This is a genomic window from Kitasatospora sp. NPDC008115 (assembly GCF_042957205.1).
In the GTDB taxonomy this organism is placed as follows: domain Bacteria; phylum Actinomycetota; class Actinomycetes; order Streptomycetales; family Streptomycetaceae; genus Kitasatospora.
In genome coordinates this window covers 1-16,871 of the sequence record NZ_JBIBHU010000021.1, presented here as the reverse complement: position 1 = coordinate 16,871, position 16,871 = coordinate 1, and the positions used below count along the sequence as shown (strand labels likewise).

Annotated in this window: 9 protein-coding genes and 1 rRNA gene; 2 read left to right on the top strand and 8 right to left on the bottom strand. The window is 72.6% G+C overall.

Going from position 1 to position 16,871, the window contains the following annotated elements; genetic code table 11:
• Positions 1-35: 35 nt before the first annotated feature.
• The 6 genes from pgsA to ACFZBX_RS24805 form a co-directional block, all read right to left on the bottom strand.
• On the bottom strand, positions 36-674 hold the full coding sequence (pgsA, locus tag ACFZBX_RS24830) for a CDP-diacylglycerol--glycerol-3-phosphate 3-phosphatidyltransferase (protein WP_391535987.1): 639 nt from the start codon (positions 672-674) through the stop codon (positions 36-38).
• Positions 671-2,143, bottom strand: coding sequence for a 30S ribosomal protein S12 methylthiotransferase RimO (rimO, locus tag ACFZBX_RS24825; RefSeq protein ID WP_391535986.1), 1,473 nt, complete (start codon positions 2,141-2,143; stop codon positions 671-673). The genes pgsA and rimO overlap by 4 nt, the downstream gene beginning before the upstream one ends.
• A 96-nt stretch (positions 2,144-2,239) precedes the next feature.
• The gene (locus tag ACFZBX_RS24820) at positions 2,240-3,112 is read right to left on the bottom strand and encodes a helix-turn-helix domain-containing protein (protein ID WP_391535985.1); all 873 of its coding nucleotides are present in this window, start codon (positions 3,110-3,112) and stop codon (positions 2,240-2,242) included.
• Positions 3,113-3,396: 284 nt separating this feature from the next.
• Positions 3,397-6,087, bottom strand: coding sequence for a DNA translocase FtsK (locus ACFZBX_RS24815; RefSeq protein ID WP_391535984.1), 2,691 nt, complete (start codon positions 6,085-6,087; stop codon positions 3,397-3,399).
• Between the two features lie 123 nt (positions 6,088-6,210).
• Complete coding sequence (locus ACFZBX_RS24810) at positions 6,211-6,849, bottom strand: response regulator (protein WP_380763854.1); 639 nt, start codon at positions 6,847-6,849, stop codon at positions 6,211-6,213.
• Between the two features lie 342 nt (positions 6,850-7,191).
• Positions 7,192-11,769 carry a HAMP domain-containing protein gene (locus ACFZBX_RS24805; RefSeq protein WP_391536100.1) on the bottom strand — a complete coding sequence of 1,526 codons (4,578 nt, stop codon included), beginning with the start codon at positions 11,767-11,769 and terminating at the stop codon, positions 7,192-7,194.
• A 575-nt stretch (positions 11,770-12,344) separates the two neighbouring features.
• Between ACFZBX_RS24805 and ACFZBX_RS24800 the strand changes: the two genes are divergently transcribed.
• Together ACFZBX_RS24800 and ACFZBX_RS24795 are read left to right on the top strand one after the other, a co-directional pair.
• The gene (locus ACFZBX_RS24800) at positions 12,345-14,903 is read left to right on the top strand and encodes a SpoIIE family protein phosphatase (protein ID WP_391535983.1); all 2,559 of its coding nucleotides are present in this window, start codon (positions 12,345-12,347) and stop codon (positions 14,901-14,903) included.
• A 309-nt stretch (positions 14,904-15,212) separates the two neighbouring features.
• Positions 15,213-15,776: an acetate uptake transporter gene (locus ACFZBX_RS24795; protein ID WP_391535982.1), complete on the top strand. Its 564-nt coding sequence runs from the start codon at positions 15,213-15,215 to the stop codon at positions 15,774-15,776.
• Positions 15,777-15,855: 79 nt separating this feature from the next.
• Here the strand turns inward: ACFZBX_RS24795 and ACFZBX_RS24790 are convergent, their stop codons facing one another.
• Complete coding sequence (locus tag ACFZBX_RS24790) at positions 15,856-16,689, bottom strand: phosphatase PAP2 family protein (protein WP_391535981.1); 834 nt, start codon at positions 16,687-16,689, stop codon at positions 15,856-15,858.
• Positions 16,690-16,784: 95 nt separating this feature from the next.
• A 5S ribosomal RNA gene (rrf, locus tag ACFZBX_RS24785) occupies positions 16,785-16,871 on the bottom strand; the annotation flags it as partial.

The following is a 16,871-nucleotide window of genomic DNA, read 5'->3' as shown; positions in this document are numbered from 1 at the left end:
CCCGGGGGCCGCCCGCGGCCGCGATCCGCGCGCTTTCACCCCTGCGGGCGCCGCGCCGCCAGACCCTCCCGGCGCAGGCGCAGCGCCTGCCCCACGTAGTCCAGCGCGGTACCGACGGTCAGCACCACCGCGAGGCCCATCAGCACGGCCCGGGCGGTGGCCAGCCAGCCGGTCAACTCCAGGACGTACATGCCGACGGCGATGCCCTGGGTGAGCGTCTTGAGCTTGCCGCCCCGGCTGGCCGGGATCACCCCGAAGCGGATCACCCAGAACCGCATCAGGGTGATGCCGAGCTCGCGGGCCAGGATCACCACGGTGATCCACCACGGCAGGTCGCCCAGCACCGAGAGGCCGATCAGCGCCGCGCCCATGATCGCCTTGTCGGCGATCGGGTCGGCGATCTTGCCGAAGTCGGTGACCAGGCCCTTGCGCCGGGCCAGCTCGCCGTCGAACAGGTCGGTGATCATCGCGATCGCGAAGGACGCCCAGGCCACCGAGCGCCACTTGGGGTCGTGGCCGCCCTCGGCGAAGAGCAGGGTGACGAAAACCGGGACCAGCAGCAGCCGGACCATGGTCAGCACGTTCGCGATGTTCCAGATCCCCGGCGCCGGGGGCACCGCGGCCGCCGGTCTGCCCGGGTGGGCCGCGGCCGGGGCGCCGGGCCCCTGGGTCATTCCCCGGCTCCCGGCGCCCGGCGGACCCGCACCTGCTCCAGCGCCTCGGCGACCAGGTCGACGCCCTCGCTGGCGACCACCCGGGCCCGGTAGAACCGGCCGACCTCGGGGTCCTCGACGCCGGTGAGCGTGGTGAGGCCGTCCGTCTCGGGCGCCTGGTGGGCGGCCCGGCCCTCGACCAGGTCGCCGTCGACCGACTCGACCAGCACCTCGACCTCGGTGCCGATCCGCTGCTCGGCCCGCTGGGCGGTCATCTCCTCGGCGAGCCTGCTGAGCCGGGCCAGCCGGTCGGCGACCACGTCCTCGGGCAGCTTGCCGTCGTAGCCGGCGGCCTCGGTGCCCTCCTCGTCGGAGTAGCCGAAGACGCCGATCGCGTCCAGCCCGGCGTGCGTGACGAAGCGCTCCAGCTCGGCGAAGTCCTCCTCGCTCTCGCCGGGGAAGCCGACGATGAAGTTGGACCGGGCGCCGGCCTGCGGGGCCTTGTCGCGGATGGTCTTCAGCAGCTCCAGGAACTGGTCGGTGGAGCCGAAGCGGCGCATCCGGCGCAGCACGGCCGGCGCGGAGTGCTGGAACGACAGGTCGAAGTAGGGCAGCACGCCCTCGGTTCCGGTCATCGCGTCGATCAGCCCGGGGCGCATCTCGGCGGGCTGGAGGTAGGAGACCCGGACCCGCTCGACGCCGTCGATCGCGGCGACCTCGCCGAGCAGGGTCTCCAGCAGCCGGATGTCGCCGAGGTCCTTGCCGTACGAGGTGTTGTTCTCGCTGACCAGGACGACCTCGCGGACGCCCTGCGCGGCCAGCCACTGGGCCTCGTGCAGCACGTCGGAGGGGCGGCGGGAGATGAACGAGCCGCGGAAGGCCGGGATGGCGCAGAACGAGCAGCGCCGGTCGCAGCCGGAGGCGAGCTTGACCGAGGCGACCGGGCTGTCGTCCAGGCGCTTGCGCAGGGTGCGCGGCCCGGAGGCGGGCGCGAGGCCGTCCGGCAGGTCCTCGGGGGCGCCGTGGCCCGGCACGGCCACCTCGGTGGCGGCGGCCTGGCGCTCGACGGGGCTGAGCGGCAGCAGCTTGCGGCGGTCGCGCGGGATGTGCGGCGCGTGGTGGCCGCCGGACAGGATGGTCTGCAGGCGGTCGGAGATGTCGGCGTAGTCGTCGAAGCCGAGCACGCCGTCGGCCTCGGGCAGCGCGTCGGCCAGCTCCTTGCCGTAGCGCTCGGCCATGCAGCCGACCGCGACCACGGCCTGGGTGCGGCCGTGGTCCTTGAGGTCGTTGGCCTCGAGGAGGGCGTCGACGGAGTCCTTCTTGGCGGCCTCGACGAAGCCACAGGTGTTGACGACGGCGACGTCGGCGTCGGCGGCGTCGTCCACCAGCAACCAGCCGTCGGCTTCCAGTCGCCCGGCGAGTTCCTCGGAGTCCACCTCGTTGCGGGCGCATCCGAGCGTGACAAGGGCGACAGTACGGCGTTCAGGCATAGGGCCAAGATTAACGCGCGACTGCGGGAGGCGTTCGCCCCGGAGGGCGCGCGCCCCGTCCGGCCGGTCGCGCCCCCGTCCGGCCGACCCCCGCGATCAGCCCGCCTGCGGGTCCCCGGGGGTGTACGTGACGTGCACCACCTGGCCGTTCTTGCCCGCCGGTCCGAGGTCCTTGCCGTTGACGTACACGTGCACGGCGCCCGCGTTGCCGATCACCAGCTTGATCTGCTTGGGGTCGGTGAAGGTCTGGTCCTGGCCTTCCTCGATGTTGTTCTGGAACAGCGACTTCCCGGTGCCGTCCACCGCCGAGACCCAACTGGTGTCCTTCTCGGCGACCAGCTTCACGGTGACCTTGTCGGCCGGGGCGGCGGCGATCGCGGGGGCGCTGGGCGCCGGGGCGGGCGGCTGCACGGTCGGGGTGGGCGCGGGGGTCACCGGGGCGACCGAGCCGGTGCCGGAGCCGGCGGGCAGCGGGGCGCTGGCCGAGCCGGTGGTCCCGGTCCCGGCCTTCCCGCTCACCAGGTTGAAGCCGATCACCCCGACCACCACGACGATCGCGGTGACCATGGCGATGGTCCAGTTCGGCCGGCCCCGGCCGGGGACCTTGATCGGGCCGCTCTCGATCAGCTCGGTGGGCCGCTTGGAGGCCGGGGAGCCGCCGTGCGCGGCGTCGTAGCGGGCCACCAGCGCCTCGCCGTCGACGCCGACCAGCTGGGCGATCGCGCGGATGTGGCCGCGGGCGTAGAAGTCACCGCCGCACCGGCCGAAGTCGTCCTCCTCGATGGCGTGCACGATCGGCACCCGGACCCGGGTGGCACTGCTCACCTGGTCCACCGTGTACCCGGCCTCGATCCGGGCGGCGGACAGCACCCTGCCGATGCTCGGGGCATCGGCCACCGGTTCCGCGGCGCCGGCGGGCTCGGCGGGGGTCGGGGCGTTCTCGCGGTCGGGGGACTTGCCGATGGTCACGGTGCACGCCTTTCGAGCGGTGGGCCACCTGCTGGGGAACAGTCTAGGGGCGCGGGCGGATCGTTTCTCAAGCGGAACAGGCCCGAATGCGCTCGGCCGTCCCGGCCCCGGGCCGGGCGTGCACTGACCGCCCGTCAATGCGGCGGGCCGCCGTCCCCGGGGCCCCCGCACCGCCGCCCGCGCGTCCGGTGTCGCTCATGGGACGCCGTACGCACCCGATCGGTTCCGCACCGGCCGCCTACCCGCATCCGGACGGGTGAACACCCGTCAGCGGCCCGCGGGCCTCAGCCGCGGATGGCGACGATCACCCCGTCCAGCTCGTCCGGCTTCACCAGGACGTCGCGGGCCTTGGAGCCCTCGCTCGGTCCGACGATGCCGCGCGACTCCATGAGGTCCATCAGCCGCCCGGCCTTGGCGAAGCCGACCCGCAGCTTGCGCTGGAGCATCGAGGTGGAGCCGAACTGGGTGGAGACCACCAGCTCGGCCGCCTGGATCAGCAGCTCCAGGTCGTCGCCGATCTCCTCGTCGATCTCCTTCTTCGGTCCGCCGCCGACCATCACGTCGTCCCGGTAGACGGCGGAGAGCTGGTCCTTGCAGTGCTTCACCACGGCGGCGATCTCGGCCTCGGTGACGAAGGCGCCCTGCATGCGGATCGGCTTGCTTGCGCCCATCGGCAGGAACAGCGCGTCGCCCTTGCCGATCAGCTTCTCGGCGCCGGGCTGGTCCAGGATGACCCGGGAGTCGGCCATCGCCGAGGTGGCGAAGGCCAGCCGGGACGGCACGTTGGCCTTGATCAGACCGGTGACCACGTCGACCGAGGGCCGCTGGGTGGCCAGCACCAGGTGGATGCCGGCCGCACGGGCGAGCTGGGTGATCCGGACCACCGAGTCCTCGACGTCGCGCGGGGCGACCATCATCAGGTCGGCCAGCTCGTCGACGATCACCAGCAGGTACGGGTACGGCGTCAGCTCGCGCTCGCTGCCGAGCGGCGGGGTGACGGTGCCGGCCCGGACCGCCGCGTTGAAGTCGTCCACGTGCCGGAAGCCGAACGCGGCGAGGTCGTCGTAGCGCATGTCCATCTCGCGGACCACCCACTGGAGGGCCTCGGCGGCCTTCTTCGGGTTGGTGATGATCGGCGTGATGAGGTGCGGGATGCCCTCGTACGCGGTCAGCTCGACCCGCTTGGGGTCGACCAGCACCATCCGCACCTCGTCCGGGGTGGACCGGGCGAGGATCGAGGTGATCAGGCAGTTGATGCAGGACGACTTGCCGGCGCCGGTGGCACCGGCCACCAGGATGTGCGGCATCTTGGCGAGGTTGGCCATCACGGTGTGGCCCTCGACGTCCTTGCCCATGCCGACGACCATCGGGTGGGTGTCCTCGGCGGCGGTGCGCGAGCGCAGCAGGTCGCCGAGGTTGACCATCTCGCGGTCCCGGTTGGGGATCTCGATGCCGACCGCGGACTTGCCCGGGATCGGGCTGATGATCCGCACGTCCGGGCTGGCCACCGCGTACGCGATGTTCTTGGCCAGCGCGGTGATCCGCTCGACCTTGACCGCCGGGCCGAGCTCGACCTCGTAGCGGGTGACCGTCGGGCCGCGGGTGAAGCCGGTGACCCTGGCGTCCACCTTGAACTCGGTGAAGGTGCCGGTGAGCTGGGCCACCACCTCGTCGTTGAGGGCGCTGCGGGCCTTGGCCGGGCCGCCGCGCTCCAGCAGGTCGAGCGAGGGCAGGGCGTAGGTGAGGCCCTCGGCGAGCTGGAGCTGCTCCATCCGGACCGGCGCGGGGCCGTGCTCCTCGGGGGCGCCGGGGCCGGCGCCCCCGGTGCGGGCGGCCGGGACGGCGGGCTCCTCCGGCGGGGCGGTGCGGTCCTGCACCTGGTGCATCATGTCCGCCACCGCCGAGGAGGCGGGCACGCCGTAGACCAGCGCACCGTCCAGGTCCGCGGCGGCGCCGGCGGCGAGGTTACGGGTGGTGTACGGGTCCAGCGGCTCCTTGGCGAACATGTCCGGCTCGTCCGCGGGCGCCTCGTCGGGCTGCTTGCGCTTGCGGCGGCGCCGGCGGGCCACCTCGTCCGAGGGGTCGTCACCGTCCGTGTCCACCGTGAACGGCAGCGCGGAGGGATCGGCGTCCTCGGGGGGCTCGTTGGAAAGTTCGCGCTCCGGCGCACGCCCCCCTTCGAGGTCCTGCGGACCGGGTTCCACCACGCCCAGCCGGACGCCCACCGCGCGCATCCGCTCGGGGATCCGGTTGATCGGGGTGGCGGTGGTGACCAGCAGGCCGAAGAACGCCAGCAGCAGGAGCAGCGGCACCGCGAGGGCCGGCCCCGCGGCGGCCATCATCGGGGTGGAGGCGGCCCAGCCGATGATCCCGCCGGCCGTCCGTATCCGGGTCGCGCCGCTGCCCATCACGGGCGCGCCGCAGCCGATGTGGACCAGTCCGAGGACGCCGACCAGCAGGGTGGTCAGGCCGATCATGATCCGGCCGTTGGCCTCCGGCAGTTCCGGGTGGCGCATCAGCCGGATCGCGACGGCCGCCAGCAGGAACGGCACCAGCACGTCGAGCCGGCCGAACAGGCCGGAGACCACGTTGGTGGCCGCCTCGCCCAGCCAGCCCTGCGGGCTGAACCAGGTGCCGGCGGCGGTGACCAGGGCCAGCGCGAACAGCATCAGGCCGAGGCCGTCCTTGCGGTGCGCCGGGTCCAGGTTCTTGGCGCCGTCGCCGAAGCCGCGGAAGACCGCACCGATGGCGTGCGCCATGCCGAGCCAGAGGGCGCGCACGGCGCGGAAGAGTATCGGCCGGGACGCGGGGGGCGGCGGGGCGGCCGTCTTCCTGGCCGCCGTCTTCTTCGCCGGGGCGGCCTTCTTCGCGGCCGCCTTCTTGGCGGGAGGCTTGGCCGGAGCCTTCGCCGCGGCCTTCTTGGACGGTCCCGGCCCCGGGTTGCGTGCCGCGCTTCCGGGCGTACGTGTGGCCATGGGTCAGCAGCCTACCGGGGCACACCACCTGTGCCCACGTCGTGCGTCCGGGCCCCCGGGACGTGTCGCCGACACACCGTCACCCTGCTCGGGTTCACCCGGACGGGTGAACCCGGGGCACGCTCAGTCGGTGCCGGGGCGCAGCGCGTCCAGCGCGCGCCGCAGGCCGGCCAGCTTGCGCTCCAGGTGCGCCGCGGTGGCCGCCGCCCCGCCGTCCTCGGTGCCGTCCAGCTGCTTGGTCAGCGACTCGGCCTGCTCCTCGACCGCCGCCAGCCGGGCCGACAGCTCGCCGAGCAGCGCGCCGCCGATGGCCGGCTCGGCGCCGCTCGCCTCCAGTTGCAGCCGCAGCAGCGCGGCCTGCTCCTTCAGCTGGCAGTTCTTCATGTAGAGGTCGACGAAGACCGAGACCTTGGCGCGCAGCACCCAGGGGTCGAACGGCTTGGAGATGTAGTCCACCGCGCCGGCCGCGTAGCCCCGGAAGGTGTGGTGCGGGCCGTGGTTGATCGCGGTGAGGAAGATGATCGGGATGTCCCGGGTGCGCTCGCGGCGCTTGATGTGGGCGGCGGTCTCGAAGCCGTCCATCCCGGGCATCTGGACGTCCAGCAGGATCACCGCGAAGTCGTCCGTGAGCAGCGCCTTGAGCGCCTCCTCGCCGGACGCCGCCCGGACCAGGGTCTGGTCCAGCGCCGAGAGGATCGCCTCCAGCGCCAGCAGGTTCTCCGGCCGGTCGTCGACCAGGAGGATCTTCGCCTTCTGCATCACGACGCGCCCTCCTGTCGCCTGCCTACCTGGGGAAGGCACCCGCGTACTGCCCACCACTACCCCGGTCATGCTAGCCGCACCCCCTCGCCCGGCACATCGCTCCGTCGCGTCCGGATCCGGAGCGGCGCGCAGTCAGTGCACCGGCGTACGCTCACCAGCGAGTCGCCACTCGGTCACTGTTCGCAACGATCGGTGACCCTACCGGGTTCCCGGCCCTCCTCGCCAGCAAACCGCCCGCCCCTACGGCGTGAATCCCGGAGCGTACTCCGGGATTCACGCCCCCGTCATCCGATCGGTCCCAACCGCGGCTGATCCGGGCCCGCCGGGCACCGTCCGGGGGCCTCAGGGCTTCCGGACGGTGAGCCATTCGTGCATCACCGACAGCAGGTGGTCGGTCTCCACCGGCTTGGTGATGTGGTCGGTCGCGCCGGCCTCCAGGGACTTCTCCTTGTCGCCCTTCATCGCCTTGGCGGTCAGCGCGATGATCGGCAGCCCGGCGAACTGCGGCATCCGGCGGATCGCCTCGGTGGTCGCGTAGCCGTCCATCTCCGGCATCATGATGTCCATCAGGACCAGCGCGACGTTCTCGTGCTGCTCCAGCATCTCGATGCCCTCGCGGCCGTTCTCGGCGTACAGCACGGTCAGGCCGTGCTGCTCCAGCACGCTGGTGAGGGCGAACACATTGCGCACGTCGTCGTCGACGATCAGCACCTGCTGGCCGTCGAAGCGGCTGTCGGTACGGCCGGACGGACGGGCCGCCAGGGCCGCCTCGGGCGCCCTCGCCTCCGTCCGGCCACCGGCCCCGCGCCCCTCGGCGGTCCCGCCCGCGCCCCCGCGGCCGGTGGGGCGGACGTCCGACGGCGGCGCGTCCGCACCCGCCGCGCGACGGCGCTCGACGGCGCCCCGGCGGCGGACCTCGACCAGCTCGCGGACCTCCTGGGCCCAGTGGTCGGCCGGGCTCTCGCCCACCGGCACCGGCGCCCCCAACGGGGTCGTCCCGACCGAGGCGCGCAGCGCGCCCCCGCCCGGCCCCGGCTGCCCGGCGCCCTCCGGCGCCTCGGCGCGCAGCGGCAGGTACAGGGTGAACGTCGAGCCCTTGCCCAGCTCGCTCTCGGCGTGGATCTCGCCGCCCAGCAGCCGGGCGATCTCCCGGCTGATCGACAGCCCGAGGCCGGTGCCGCCGTACTTGCGGCTGGTGGTGCCGTCGGCCTGCCGGAACGGCTCGAAGATCTCCCGCAGCTTGTTGCCGGGGATGCCGATCCCGGTGTCGGAGACCGTGAAGGCGATCAGCGGGTCGTCCGGGCCCTTGATCGCGCCCGCCTCCAGCAGCTGCTCGCGCACGTGCTGCGGCACGCCCTGGCCCGCCGGACTGATCGAGAAGTCGACGGCACCGGTGTCGGTGAACTTCACCGCGTTGGAGATGAGGTTGCGCAGCACCTGCTGGAGCCGCTGCTCGTCGGTGTGCATGGTGACCGGAAGCGCCGGCGAGACCCGCACGCCGAACTCCAGGTTCTTGTCCAGCGCGACCGGCTGGAAGGTCGCCTCGACGTAGTCGACCAGCTGGACCAGGGCGATCCTGGCCGGGCGGACGTCCATCTTGCCCGCCTCGACCTTGGACAGGTCCAGGATGTCGTTGATCAGCTGGAGCAGGTCGGAACCGGCGCCGTGGATGGTGTCGGCGAACTCGACCTGCTTGGGCGACAGATTGCCCTCGTTGTTGTCCGACAGCAGCTTGGCCAGGATCAGCAGCGAGTTCAGCGGGGTGCGCAGCTCGTGCGACATGTTGGCGAGGAACTCGCTCTTGTACCGGGAGGCCAGCGCGAGCTGCTCGGCGCGCTCCTCCAGGACCTGCCGGGCCTCCTCGATCTCGCTGTTCTTGATCTCGATGTCCCGGTTCTGCTGGGCCAGCTGCTCGGCCTTCTCCTGCAGCTCCTCGTTGGTGCGCTCCAGCTCCTCCTGGCGCGCCTCCAGCTCGGCCGACCGCATCGACAGCTCGGCGGTCAGCCGCTGGGACTCCAGCAGCAGCCCCTCGGTCTTGGTGTTGACGCTGATGGTGTTGACGGTGACGCCGATGAGGTCGGCGATCTGGTTGAGGAAGTCCAGCGCGACGGTGGTGAACGAGCTGAAGGTGGCCAGCTCGATCACGCCCAGCAGCCGGCCCTCGAACAGCACCGGGAGCACCACGATGTGGGCCGGCGAGGCCTCGCCCAGGCCGGAGGCGATCTTCAGGTACCCGGGCGGCGCCTCCTTGAGGATGATCGCCCGCTTCTCCACCGCCGCCTGCCCGATCAGCGACTCACCGGGGCGGAAGGTGGTCGGCATCGCCCGCCGCTGGTAGCCGTAGCTGCCGATCAGCCGCAGCACGGTGTCGTTCTCGTCGTCGTCCTCGGTGATCAGCTCGGCGGTCCGGCCGGCCGGCTGGGCGAGGAAGAAGGCGCCGTGCTGTGCCGAGACCACCGGGGTGAGCTCGGTCATGATCAGCGAGGCCACCGCCTCCAGGTCGCGCCGGCCCTGCAGCAGGCCGGAGATCCGGGCCAGGTTGGTCTTCAGCCAGTCCTGCTCCTGGTTGGTGCGGGTGGTCTCGCGCAGGTTGGCGATCATCTGGTTGATGTTGTCCTTGAGCTCGTCGAGCTCGCCGGCGGCGTCCACGTCGATCCGCAGCGACAGGTCGCCCCTGGTCACGGCGGTGGCGACCTGCGCGATCGCACGCACCTGCCGGGTGAGGTTGTTGGCCAGCTCGTTGACGGACTCGGTGAGGTCCTGCCAGGTGCCGTCCACGCCCGGCACCCGCGCCTGACCGCCCAGCCGCCCGTCGGTTCCCACCTCGCGGGCGACCCGGGTGACCTCGTCGGCGAACGCCGACAGCTGGTCGACCATGGTGTTGATGCTGGTCTTGAGCTCCAGGAACTCGCCGCGCGCGTCGACGTCGATCTTCTGCGACAGGTCACCGCGGGCCACCGCCGTGATCACCAGCGCGATGTTCCGCACCTGACCGGTGAGGTTGTTGGCCATCAGGTTGACGTTGTCGGTCAGGTCCTTCCAGATCCCGGCCACGCCCGGCACGCTCGCCTGGCCGCCCAGGGTGCCGTCGGTGCCCACCTCACGGGCCACCCTGGTCACCTCGACCGCGAACGCCGACAGCTGGTCGACCATCGTGTTCAGGGTCCCGGCCAGCCCGGCGACCTCTCCCTGGGCCTCGATGGTGATCTTCTTGGAGAGGTCGCCCGAGGCCACCGCGGCCGCCACCTCGGCGATGTTCCGCACCTGGCTGGTCAGGTTCGACGCCATGAAGTTGACGTTGTCGGTCAGGTCCTTCCAGATGCCCGACACCCCGCGCACCCGGGCCTGGCCGCCCAGGTTCCCCTCGGTGCCCACCTCACGGGCGACCCGGGTGACCTCGTCGGCGAACGCCGACAGCTGGTCCACCATGGTGTTCACGGTGGTGACCAGCTCCAGGATCTCGCCCCGGGCGTCGACGGTGATCTTCTTCGAGACGTCCCCGCGCGCCACCGCCGTGGTCACCTCGGCGATGTTGCGGACCTGGCTGGTCAGGTTGTTGGCCATCAGGTTGACGCTGTTGGTCAGGTCCTTCCAGGTGCCGGACACCCCCGGCACGCTCGCCTGGCCGCCGAGGATGCCCTCGGTGCCGACGTCCCTGGCCACCCTGGTCACCTCGTCGGCGAAGGCGCCCAGCTGGTCGACCATCGTGTTGATGGTGTTCTTCAGCTCCAGGATCTCCCCGCGGGCGTCCACCTGGATCTTCTGCGAGAGGTCGCCGCGGGCGACGGCGGTGGTCACCTGGGCGATGTTGCGCACCTGATCGGTGAGGTTGTTCGCCATGAAGTTGACGTTGTCGGTGAGGTCCCGCCAGACGCCGGCCGCCCACGGCACCTGCGCCTGCCCGCCGAGGCGTCCCTCGGTGCCCACCTGACGGGCCACCCGGGTCACCTGCTCGGCGAAGCCGGAGAGCTGGTCGACCATCGTGTTGATGGTGTTCTTCAGTTCGAGGATCTCGCCGCGCGCGTCCACCTCGATCTTCTGCGAGAGGTCGCCGCGCGCCACCGCCGTGGTCACCTGGGCGATGCTGCGGACCTGGCCCGTCAGGTTGTCCGCCATGAAGTTCACCGAATCGGTGAGGTCCCGCCACACGCCCGCGACGCCCGGCACCTGCGCCTGGCCGCCCAGCCGGCCCTCCGTGCCCACGTCCCTGGCCACCCGGGTCACCTGTGCCGCGAAGCCGTTCAGCTGGTCCACCATCGTGTTGACGGTGTTCTTCAGCTCCAGCATCTCGCCGGCCACCTCGACCGTCACCTTGCGGGACAGGTCGCCCTTGGCCACCGCGGTGGTCACCTGCGCGATGTTGCGCACCTGCGCGGTCAGCCGCCCGGCCATGGTGTTGACCGAGTCCCCGAGGTCCTTCCAGCTGCCGGACACGCTGCGGACCTTCGCCTGGCCGCCCAGCTTGCCCTCGGTGCCGACCTCACGGGCCACCCGGGTCACCTCGTCGGTGAACTCCGACAGCTGGTCCACCAGCCCGTTGACGGTCCGGCCGATCTTCAGGTACTCGCCGCGCAGCGGGTGGCTCACCCCGTTGCTGTGCAGCGAGCGCAGCTCCATCTTCTGGTCCAGGTCGCCCTCGGCGATCGACGTCAGCACCCGGCCCACCTCGGCCATCGGCCGCGCCAGGTCGTCGATCAGCGCGTTGCAGTTGTCGACCGCCGCCATCCAGGCGCCCTCGCCGGCGCCCGTCTCCAGCCGCTCGTTCAACCGGCCCTCGCGGCCCACCGCCCGCCGCACCCGGGCCAGCTCGCCCGTGAGGTGCTGGTTGCGCTCCGCCACCTCGTTGAACACCGCGGCGATCTCCGCCAGCGGTCCGTCCCCGGGCACCGTCAGCCGGCGCCGGAAGTTTCCGTCGCGCATCGCCGTCAGCGCGGCCAGCAGCTTGCGCAGCTCGGCCGGCTCGGCGCCGCGGTTGTGGTTGACACGCCGGCCGGCCGCGCTCCGCGGCGCGGCCCCGGGGCGCCCGCCACGCTGAGCGGGCGGCGTCGTACCGGTTGCGTCCTTGGTGGCCGAACTCAACGGGCCCCTCCCAGATCGTGAACTGTCCGGCGCCCCGCGAACGCGCCCCCGCCGGGGGCCCGCCGCGCAGCACCGTCCCGGCGCTACCGTCCCGGTGGCCGGGCAGGCCCACCGGAACCCGCAACGACCGTACTGCTCGGACCGGACATCGCGGACCCCCCAGTCTGGCAGCACTCGCGCCCGGTACAAGCTCGGTTGCGCTCGGTTGGCACCGGCCCGTCCGAAACGGGTGGGCAGAATCACCCTCCGGTGCCTGTTTCGACTCCCCGCCCCCACGGGGAACCAAGCGGAAAGTAGGGTGGAGCGCTGCACCGGGCCACAACCGCCCCGGCGGCGCCGCCCACACCGCCGGCGCGCACCGGGATTCGGCGCCGCACCCCGGACAGCCAGGGCCAGAGCAGAGGAGACGTGGCAACGTGGTCACCGCGCGCGCAGCCGCCACCTTCGAACCCGTGGGTCGGTCGGCCGGTGCCGCCCGCTCCTTCGTCCGGGACGCGCTGCTGGGCTGGGGCCTGCCCGAGGTCGTCGACGACGCGGTGGTCCTGGTCAGCGAACTCGTCACCAACGCGGTCGTGCACGCCGGCACCGCCGCCGAGGTCTGCTGCCTGCGCGAGGACGGCACCGTCCGGATCGAGGTCGCCGACCGCCACCCCGAACGCGGACTGCCCAGCTTCGCCGACATCCCCACCACCGCCTCCGACCACTACGCCGACGCCGACGGCGAGGGCGGCCGCGGCCTGCTGATGTGCGCCGCGCTCGCCGAACGCTGGGGCGTCGAGTACGGCTCCGGCCGCAAGACCGTCTGGTTCCGGCTCGCCCTGCCCGCGCACACCGCCGGCACCCGCTACGCCCTGCCCGCCGCGCCCGGCGGCGAACTGCCGCACAGTCACGGCCCGGTCCACGTCGCCGTCGTCCAGCTCGACGACGACGGCCGCGTGCTCGCCTGGAACCCCGACGCCGAGTCCCTCTTCCAGCACCCCGCCGACACCGTGCTCGGCCGCCCCTGGGCCGACCTCGCCGTCTGGCCGCAGCCCGCCGACGGCGGCCTCGGCCTCGCCGCCGTCCTGCGGCTCGCCCGCTGGGAGGGCGGCTACGCGCTGCGCCGCGCCGACGGCACCGAGGTCGACGTCTACGGCGTCCAGGTCCGCCTGCGCGACACCGACGGCACCCCGACCACCCTGTGCCTGCTCGTCCACGACGACGACCGCGCCGTCCTGCGCTCCCCCGCCCGCGCCCTGCCCGGCGACCGCGGCGAACCCGCCGGCCGGCTCGACCTGCTGGCCGGCCTCGGCACCGGCGAGGACCTCGACACCCTGCTCCAGCACACCGTCGAACGCGCCCGCGACCTGCTCGACGCCGACGCCGCCTACCTGCTGCTCACCACCGACGACGAGGCCGAGTTCGAGCTGCGCGCCAGCACCGGACTGCCCACCGCGCCGCGCCCGCACAGCCGCTTCCCGGTCGACACCGGCAACCGCTACGACTCGCCGCGCCTCCCCTCCGTCCACGAGGACCTCGCCAGCCGGCCCACCGGCCTGCCGGTCCTCGACGACAGCGGGCTGCGTTCGCTGCTCACCGTCCCGCTCAAGGTCGAGGGCCGGCTGATCGGCTCGCTCGGCATCGCCACCGGCACCCCCGGCCGCTACGACAACGAGGACGCGCTGCGCCTCCAGTTCGCCGCCGACCGGCTCGCCCTGGCCGTCGAGTCCACCCGGCTCGCCGAACTCGAACGGCTGCGCCGCGGCTCGCTCTCCTTCCTCGTCGAGGCCTCCGACCTGCTCGCCGGCACCCTCGAACACGAGCAGACGCTCGCCCTGATGGCCCAGATGGCCGTCCCCACCCTCTCCTCCTGGTGCGCCGTCTACACCAACGGCGACCACGGCGCCCCCGCCTCGCTCGCCTTCGTCCTGCACGAGGACGAGGACCGCATCGACCCGCTGCGCGCCCTGCTCGACAAGACACCCGCCCCGGACAGCGGCCCCACCCACGGCACCCGGTTCTGGACCGCCCCCGCCGAGACCGCCGACGGCAACGGCTTCGCCGACGAACCCGGCCTCACCGGCCTGCTCGGCGAGACCGTCGTCCTGCCGCTGACCGCCCGCAACCGGGTGATCGGCCTGCTCGCCCTCGGCACCGCGGCCGGCGTGCGGTTCCGCCAGGAGATCCTGGAACTCGCCGAGGACCTCTCCCGTCGGGCCGCCCTCGCCCTCGACAACTCGCGCCTGTACTCCGAGCGCACCGCCACCAGCCAGGCCCTGCAACGCAGCCTGCTGCCCCCGGACCTGCCCGACATCCCGGGCGTCGAGGTCGACGTCTACTACCAGGCGGCCGGCGAGGGCAACGAGGTCGGCGGCGACTTCTACGACCTCTTCCCGATCCGCGAGGGCACCTACGGCTTCGCCATCGGCGACGTCTGCGGCACCGGCCCGGAGGCCGCCTCGGTCACCGGCCTCGCCCGGCACTCGCTGCGGCTGCTCGCCCGCGAGGGCTTGGACGCCCCTCAGGTCCTCAGCCGGCTCAACACCGCCATCCTGGACGAGGGCGCGCGCAGCCGCTTCCTCACCCTGCTGTACGGCGAGCTGACGCCCCGTCCGGACGGCAGCACCGAACTGTCCCTGGTCTGCGCCGGCCACCCGCTGCCGCTGCGGCTGCGCACCGACGGCCGGGTCGACCGGGCCGCCACGCCGCAGCCGCTGCTCGGCGTCATGGACGACCTCGACCTGACCGCCGAACACCTGGTGCTCAACCCCGGCGAGGTCCTGCTCTGCGTCACCGACGGCGTCACCGAACGCCGCGAGGGGCGGCGGATGCTGGGCGACGACGGCCTCGCCGAGGTGCTCACCGGCTGCACCGGGCTCACCGCCGGAGCGGTCGCCCTGCGCGTCCAGCGGGCGGTCGAGCGGTTCGCCCCGGAGCCGCCCTCCGACGACATGGCGATCCTCACCCTGCGGGTGCCCACCCAGCGCACCGTCTGAACGAACCGGAGCGAACCGGAGCGACACCTGTCGCACCGGCTGTCGGAGCGTGACCGAACCGTGCCCGACGGCGTCGGAAAATGTGCGATTCACAAGGGTACAAGCCCGCTCACTCCGGGTACACCGACCTCACCGGGGAACCCCCCGGCGGGGACGTGACCAGCGGCTCTCCCGCTGGCCCAGCATTCGGACCGCAGCCGTCGCACGCTCCAGCCGTGCGCGCCCGGAGCGGTCACGCGCCTTCACCTCATCGACACTCACCCGCGTTCACTGCGCCCTGCGCGCGCCCATGAGTGAAAGGAGCCTCCGGTGAGCAATGAAGCTACCGGGGCACTGAACGCCCGCTCCACCGGCGCCGACGCGGGTAACCTCGGTTACCTCGCACTCGGCCTGACCCTCCTCGCCTACGGCCTGCTCTCCACCGGCATCCTCAGCGGCACGGCCGTAGGGAACTCGGCCCACCTCGCCCACATCGTCGGCGGCCTCACCCTGTTCATCGCGGGCCTCTGGCAGTTCCGCGGCGGCGAGGGCTTCACCGGCACCGCCTTCACCAGCCTCGGCGCCTTCTGGGCCACCTGGTCCACGGCCTCCGGCGCCGGCAAGAACGCGGCCGGCCTGTTCCTGCTCCTGTGGGCCCTGCTCGCCCTCACCCTGACCGCCGCCAGTTGGAACGCGGGCCTCTTCAGCCGCGCCGTCTACGGCCTGCTGACGCTCTCCCTGGTGCTCTCCGCCATCGCCACCTTCAGCACCTCCGGCGGCCTCGCCAAGACGGCCGGCTGGATCGCCGCCGCCTCCGGCCTGGCGGCCTGGTACTGGGCCACCGCGTCGCTGACCAACAGCGCGTGGGGCCGAGAGGCCCTGCCGGTCAAATAACGGCGGGTCAACCGGAGGGCCGGACCCCACCCCCACGGGGCCCGGCCCACCGGCATGCCGTGGCCCCGTGCCGGTGCCCTCAGCCCTGCACGGCCAGCCGCTCCCTCTCCTCCACCGCCCGGACGTCCCCCGCCCGCCGGGCCCGCCTACGGGCCACCGCCCGCTGCGCCGCGTACGTCAGCGCCAGGATCGCCACCGCGACCAGGCCGTCCGCCCAGAAGTGGTTGGCCGTCACCACGACGACCGTGATCGTCAGCACCGGGTGCAGCACCATCAGCCAGCGCAGCGGGCTCTTCGACACCCGCACCACCGCGACCGCCACCAGCACGCACCACGCCACGTGCACCGACGGCATCGCCGACAGCTGGGCCGCCTTGACCCCGCCGACCGCGGCTCCGTACACCGATTGCCCGTACTCCGCCGCGACGTCCACGAACCCGTTCTCCGGCAGCATCCGCGGCGGCGCCACCGGCAGGAACTGGACGACCAGGCAGACCGCCGTCGTGACGACCACCGTGGTCCGCACCCAGGCGTACCGCTCGCGGTGTCTGAGGAAGACCCAGAGCAGCACCCCGATCATCACGGTGAAGTGCATGGACGCGTAGTAGTAGTTCGCCAGCTTGATCAGCGCCGGGTACGGCGTCACCGCGGCCTGCCAGGCGGCCTCGTCGGGCAGGCCGAACGCCAACTCCGTCCGGTGGATCCACCGCGCCCGGTCCAGCGCGTGCTCGGTGCTCATCAGCGACAGGCGGCCGACCAGCTGCCAGAGCGCGAACAGCGCGAGCAGGGTGCCGGCCTCCCGCAGGATCGCCGAGGCTCCCGCCCGCCGCACCCTGGCGGCCGCGTACGCGCCACCGTAGAGAGCGACCGCGGCGCCCCCGGCGGACTGCCAGGTCAGGGTCAGGTTCTGCAACGGTCCGCGCCTCTCCACCAAGCTCCGATGTGGTGGAGAGACGTTAACGCAAAAAGACCCCCTCCTGAACCGGAGGGGGTCTTTTTGGAATGATTGTTCGGCGGCGTCCTACTCTCCCACAGGGTCCCCCCTGCAGTACCATCGGCGCTGTGAGGCTTAGCTTCCGGGTTCGGAATGTAACC

Bases quoted from the DNA above. Each gene is read 5' to 3' on its own strand.
- rimO (WP_391535986.1), bottom strand. From the start codon at position 2,143: ATGCCTGAACGCCGTACTGTCGCCCTTGTCACGCTCGGATGCGCCCGC.
- pgsA (WP_391535987.1), bottom strand. From the start codon at position 674: ATGACCCAGGGGCCCGGCGCCCCGGCCGCGGCCCACCCGGGCAGACCG.
- ACFZBX_RS24815 (WP_391535984.1), bottom strand. From the start codon at position 6,087: ATGGCCACACGTACGCCCGGAAGCGCGGCACGCAACCCGGGGCCGGGA.
- ACFZBX_RS24805 (WP_391536100.1), bottom strand. From the start codon at position 11,769: ATGCGCGACGGAAACTTCCGGCGCCGGCTGACGGTGCCCGGGGACGGA.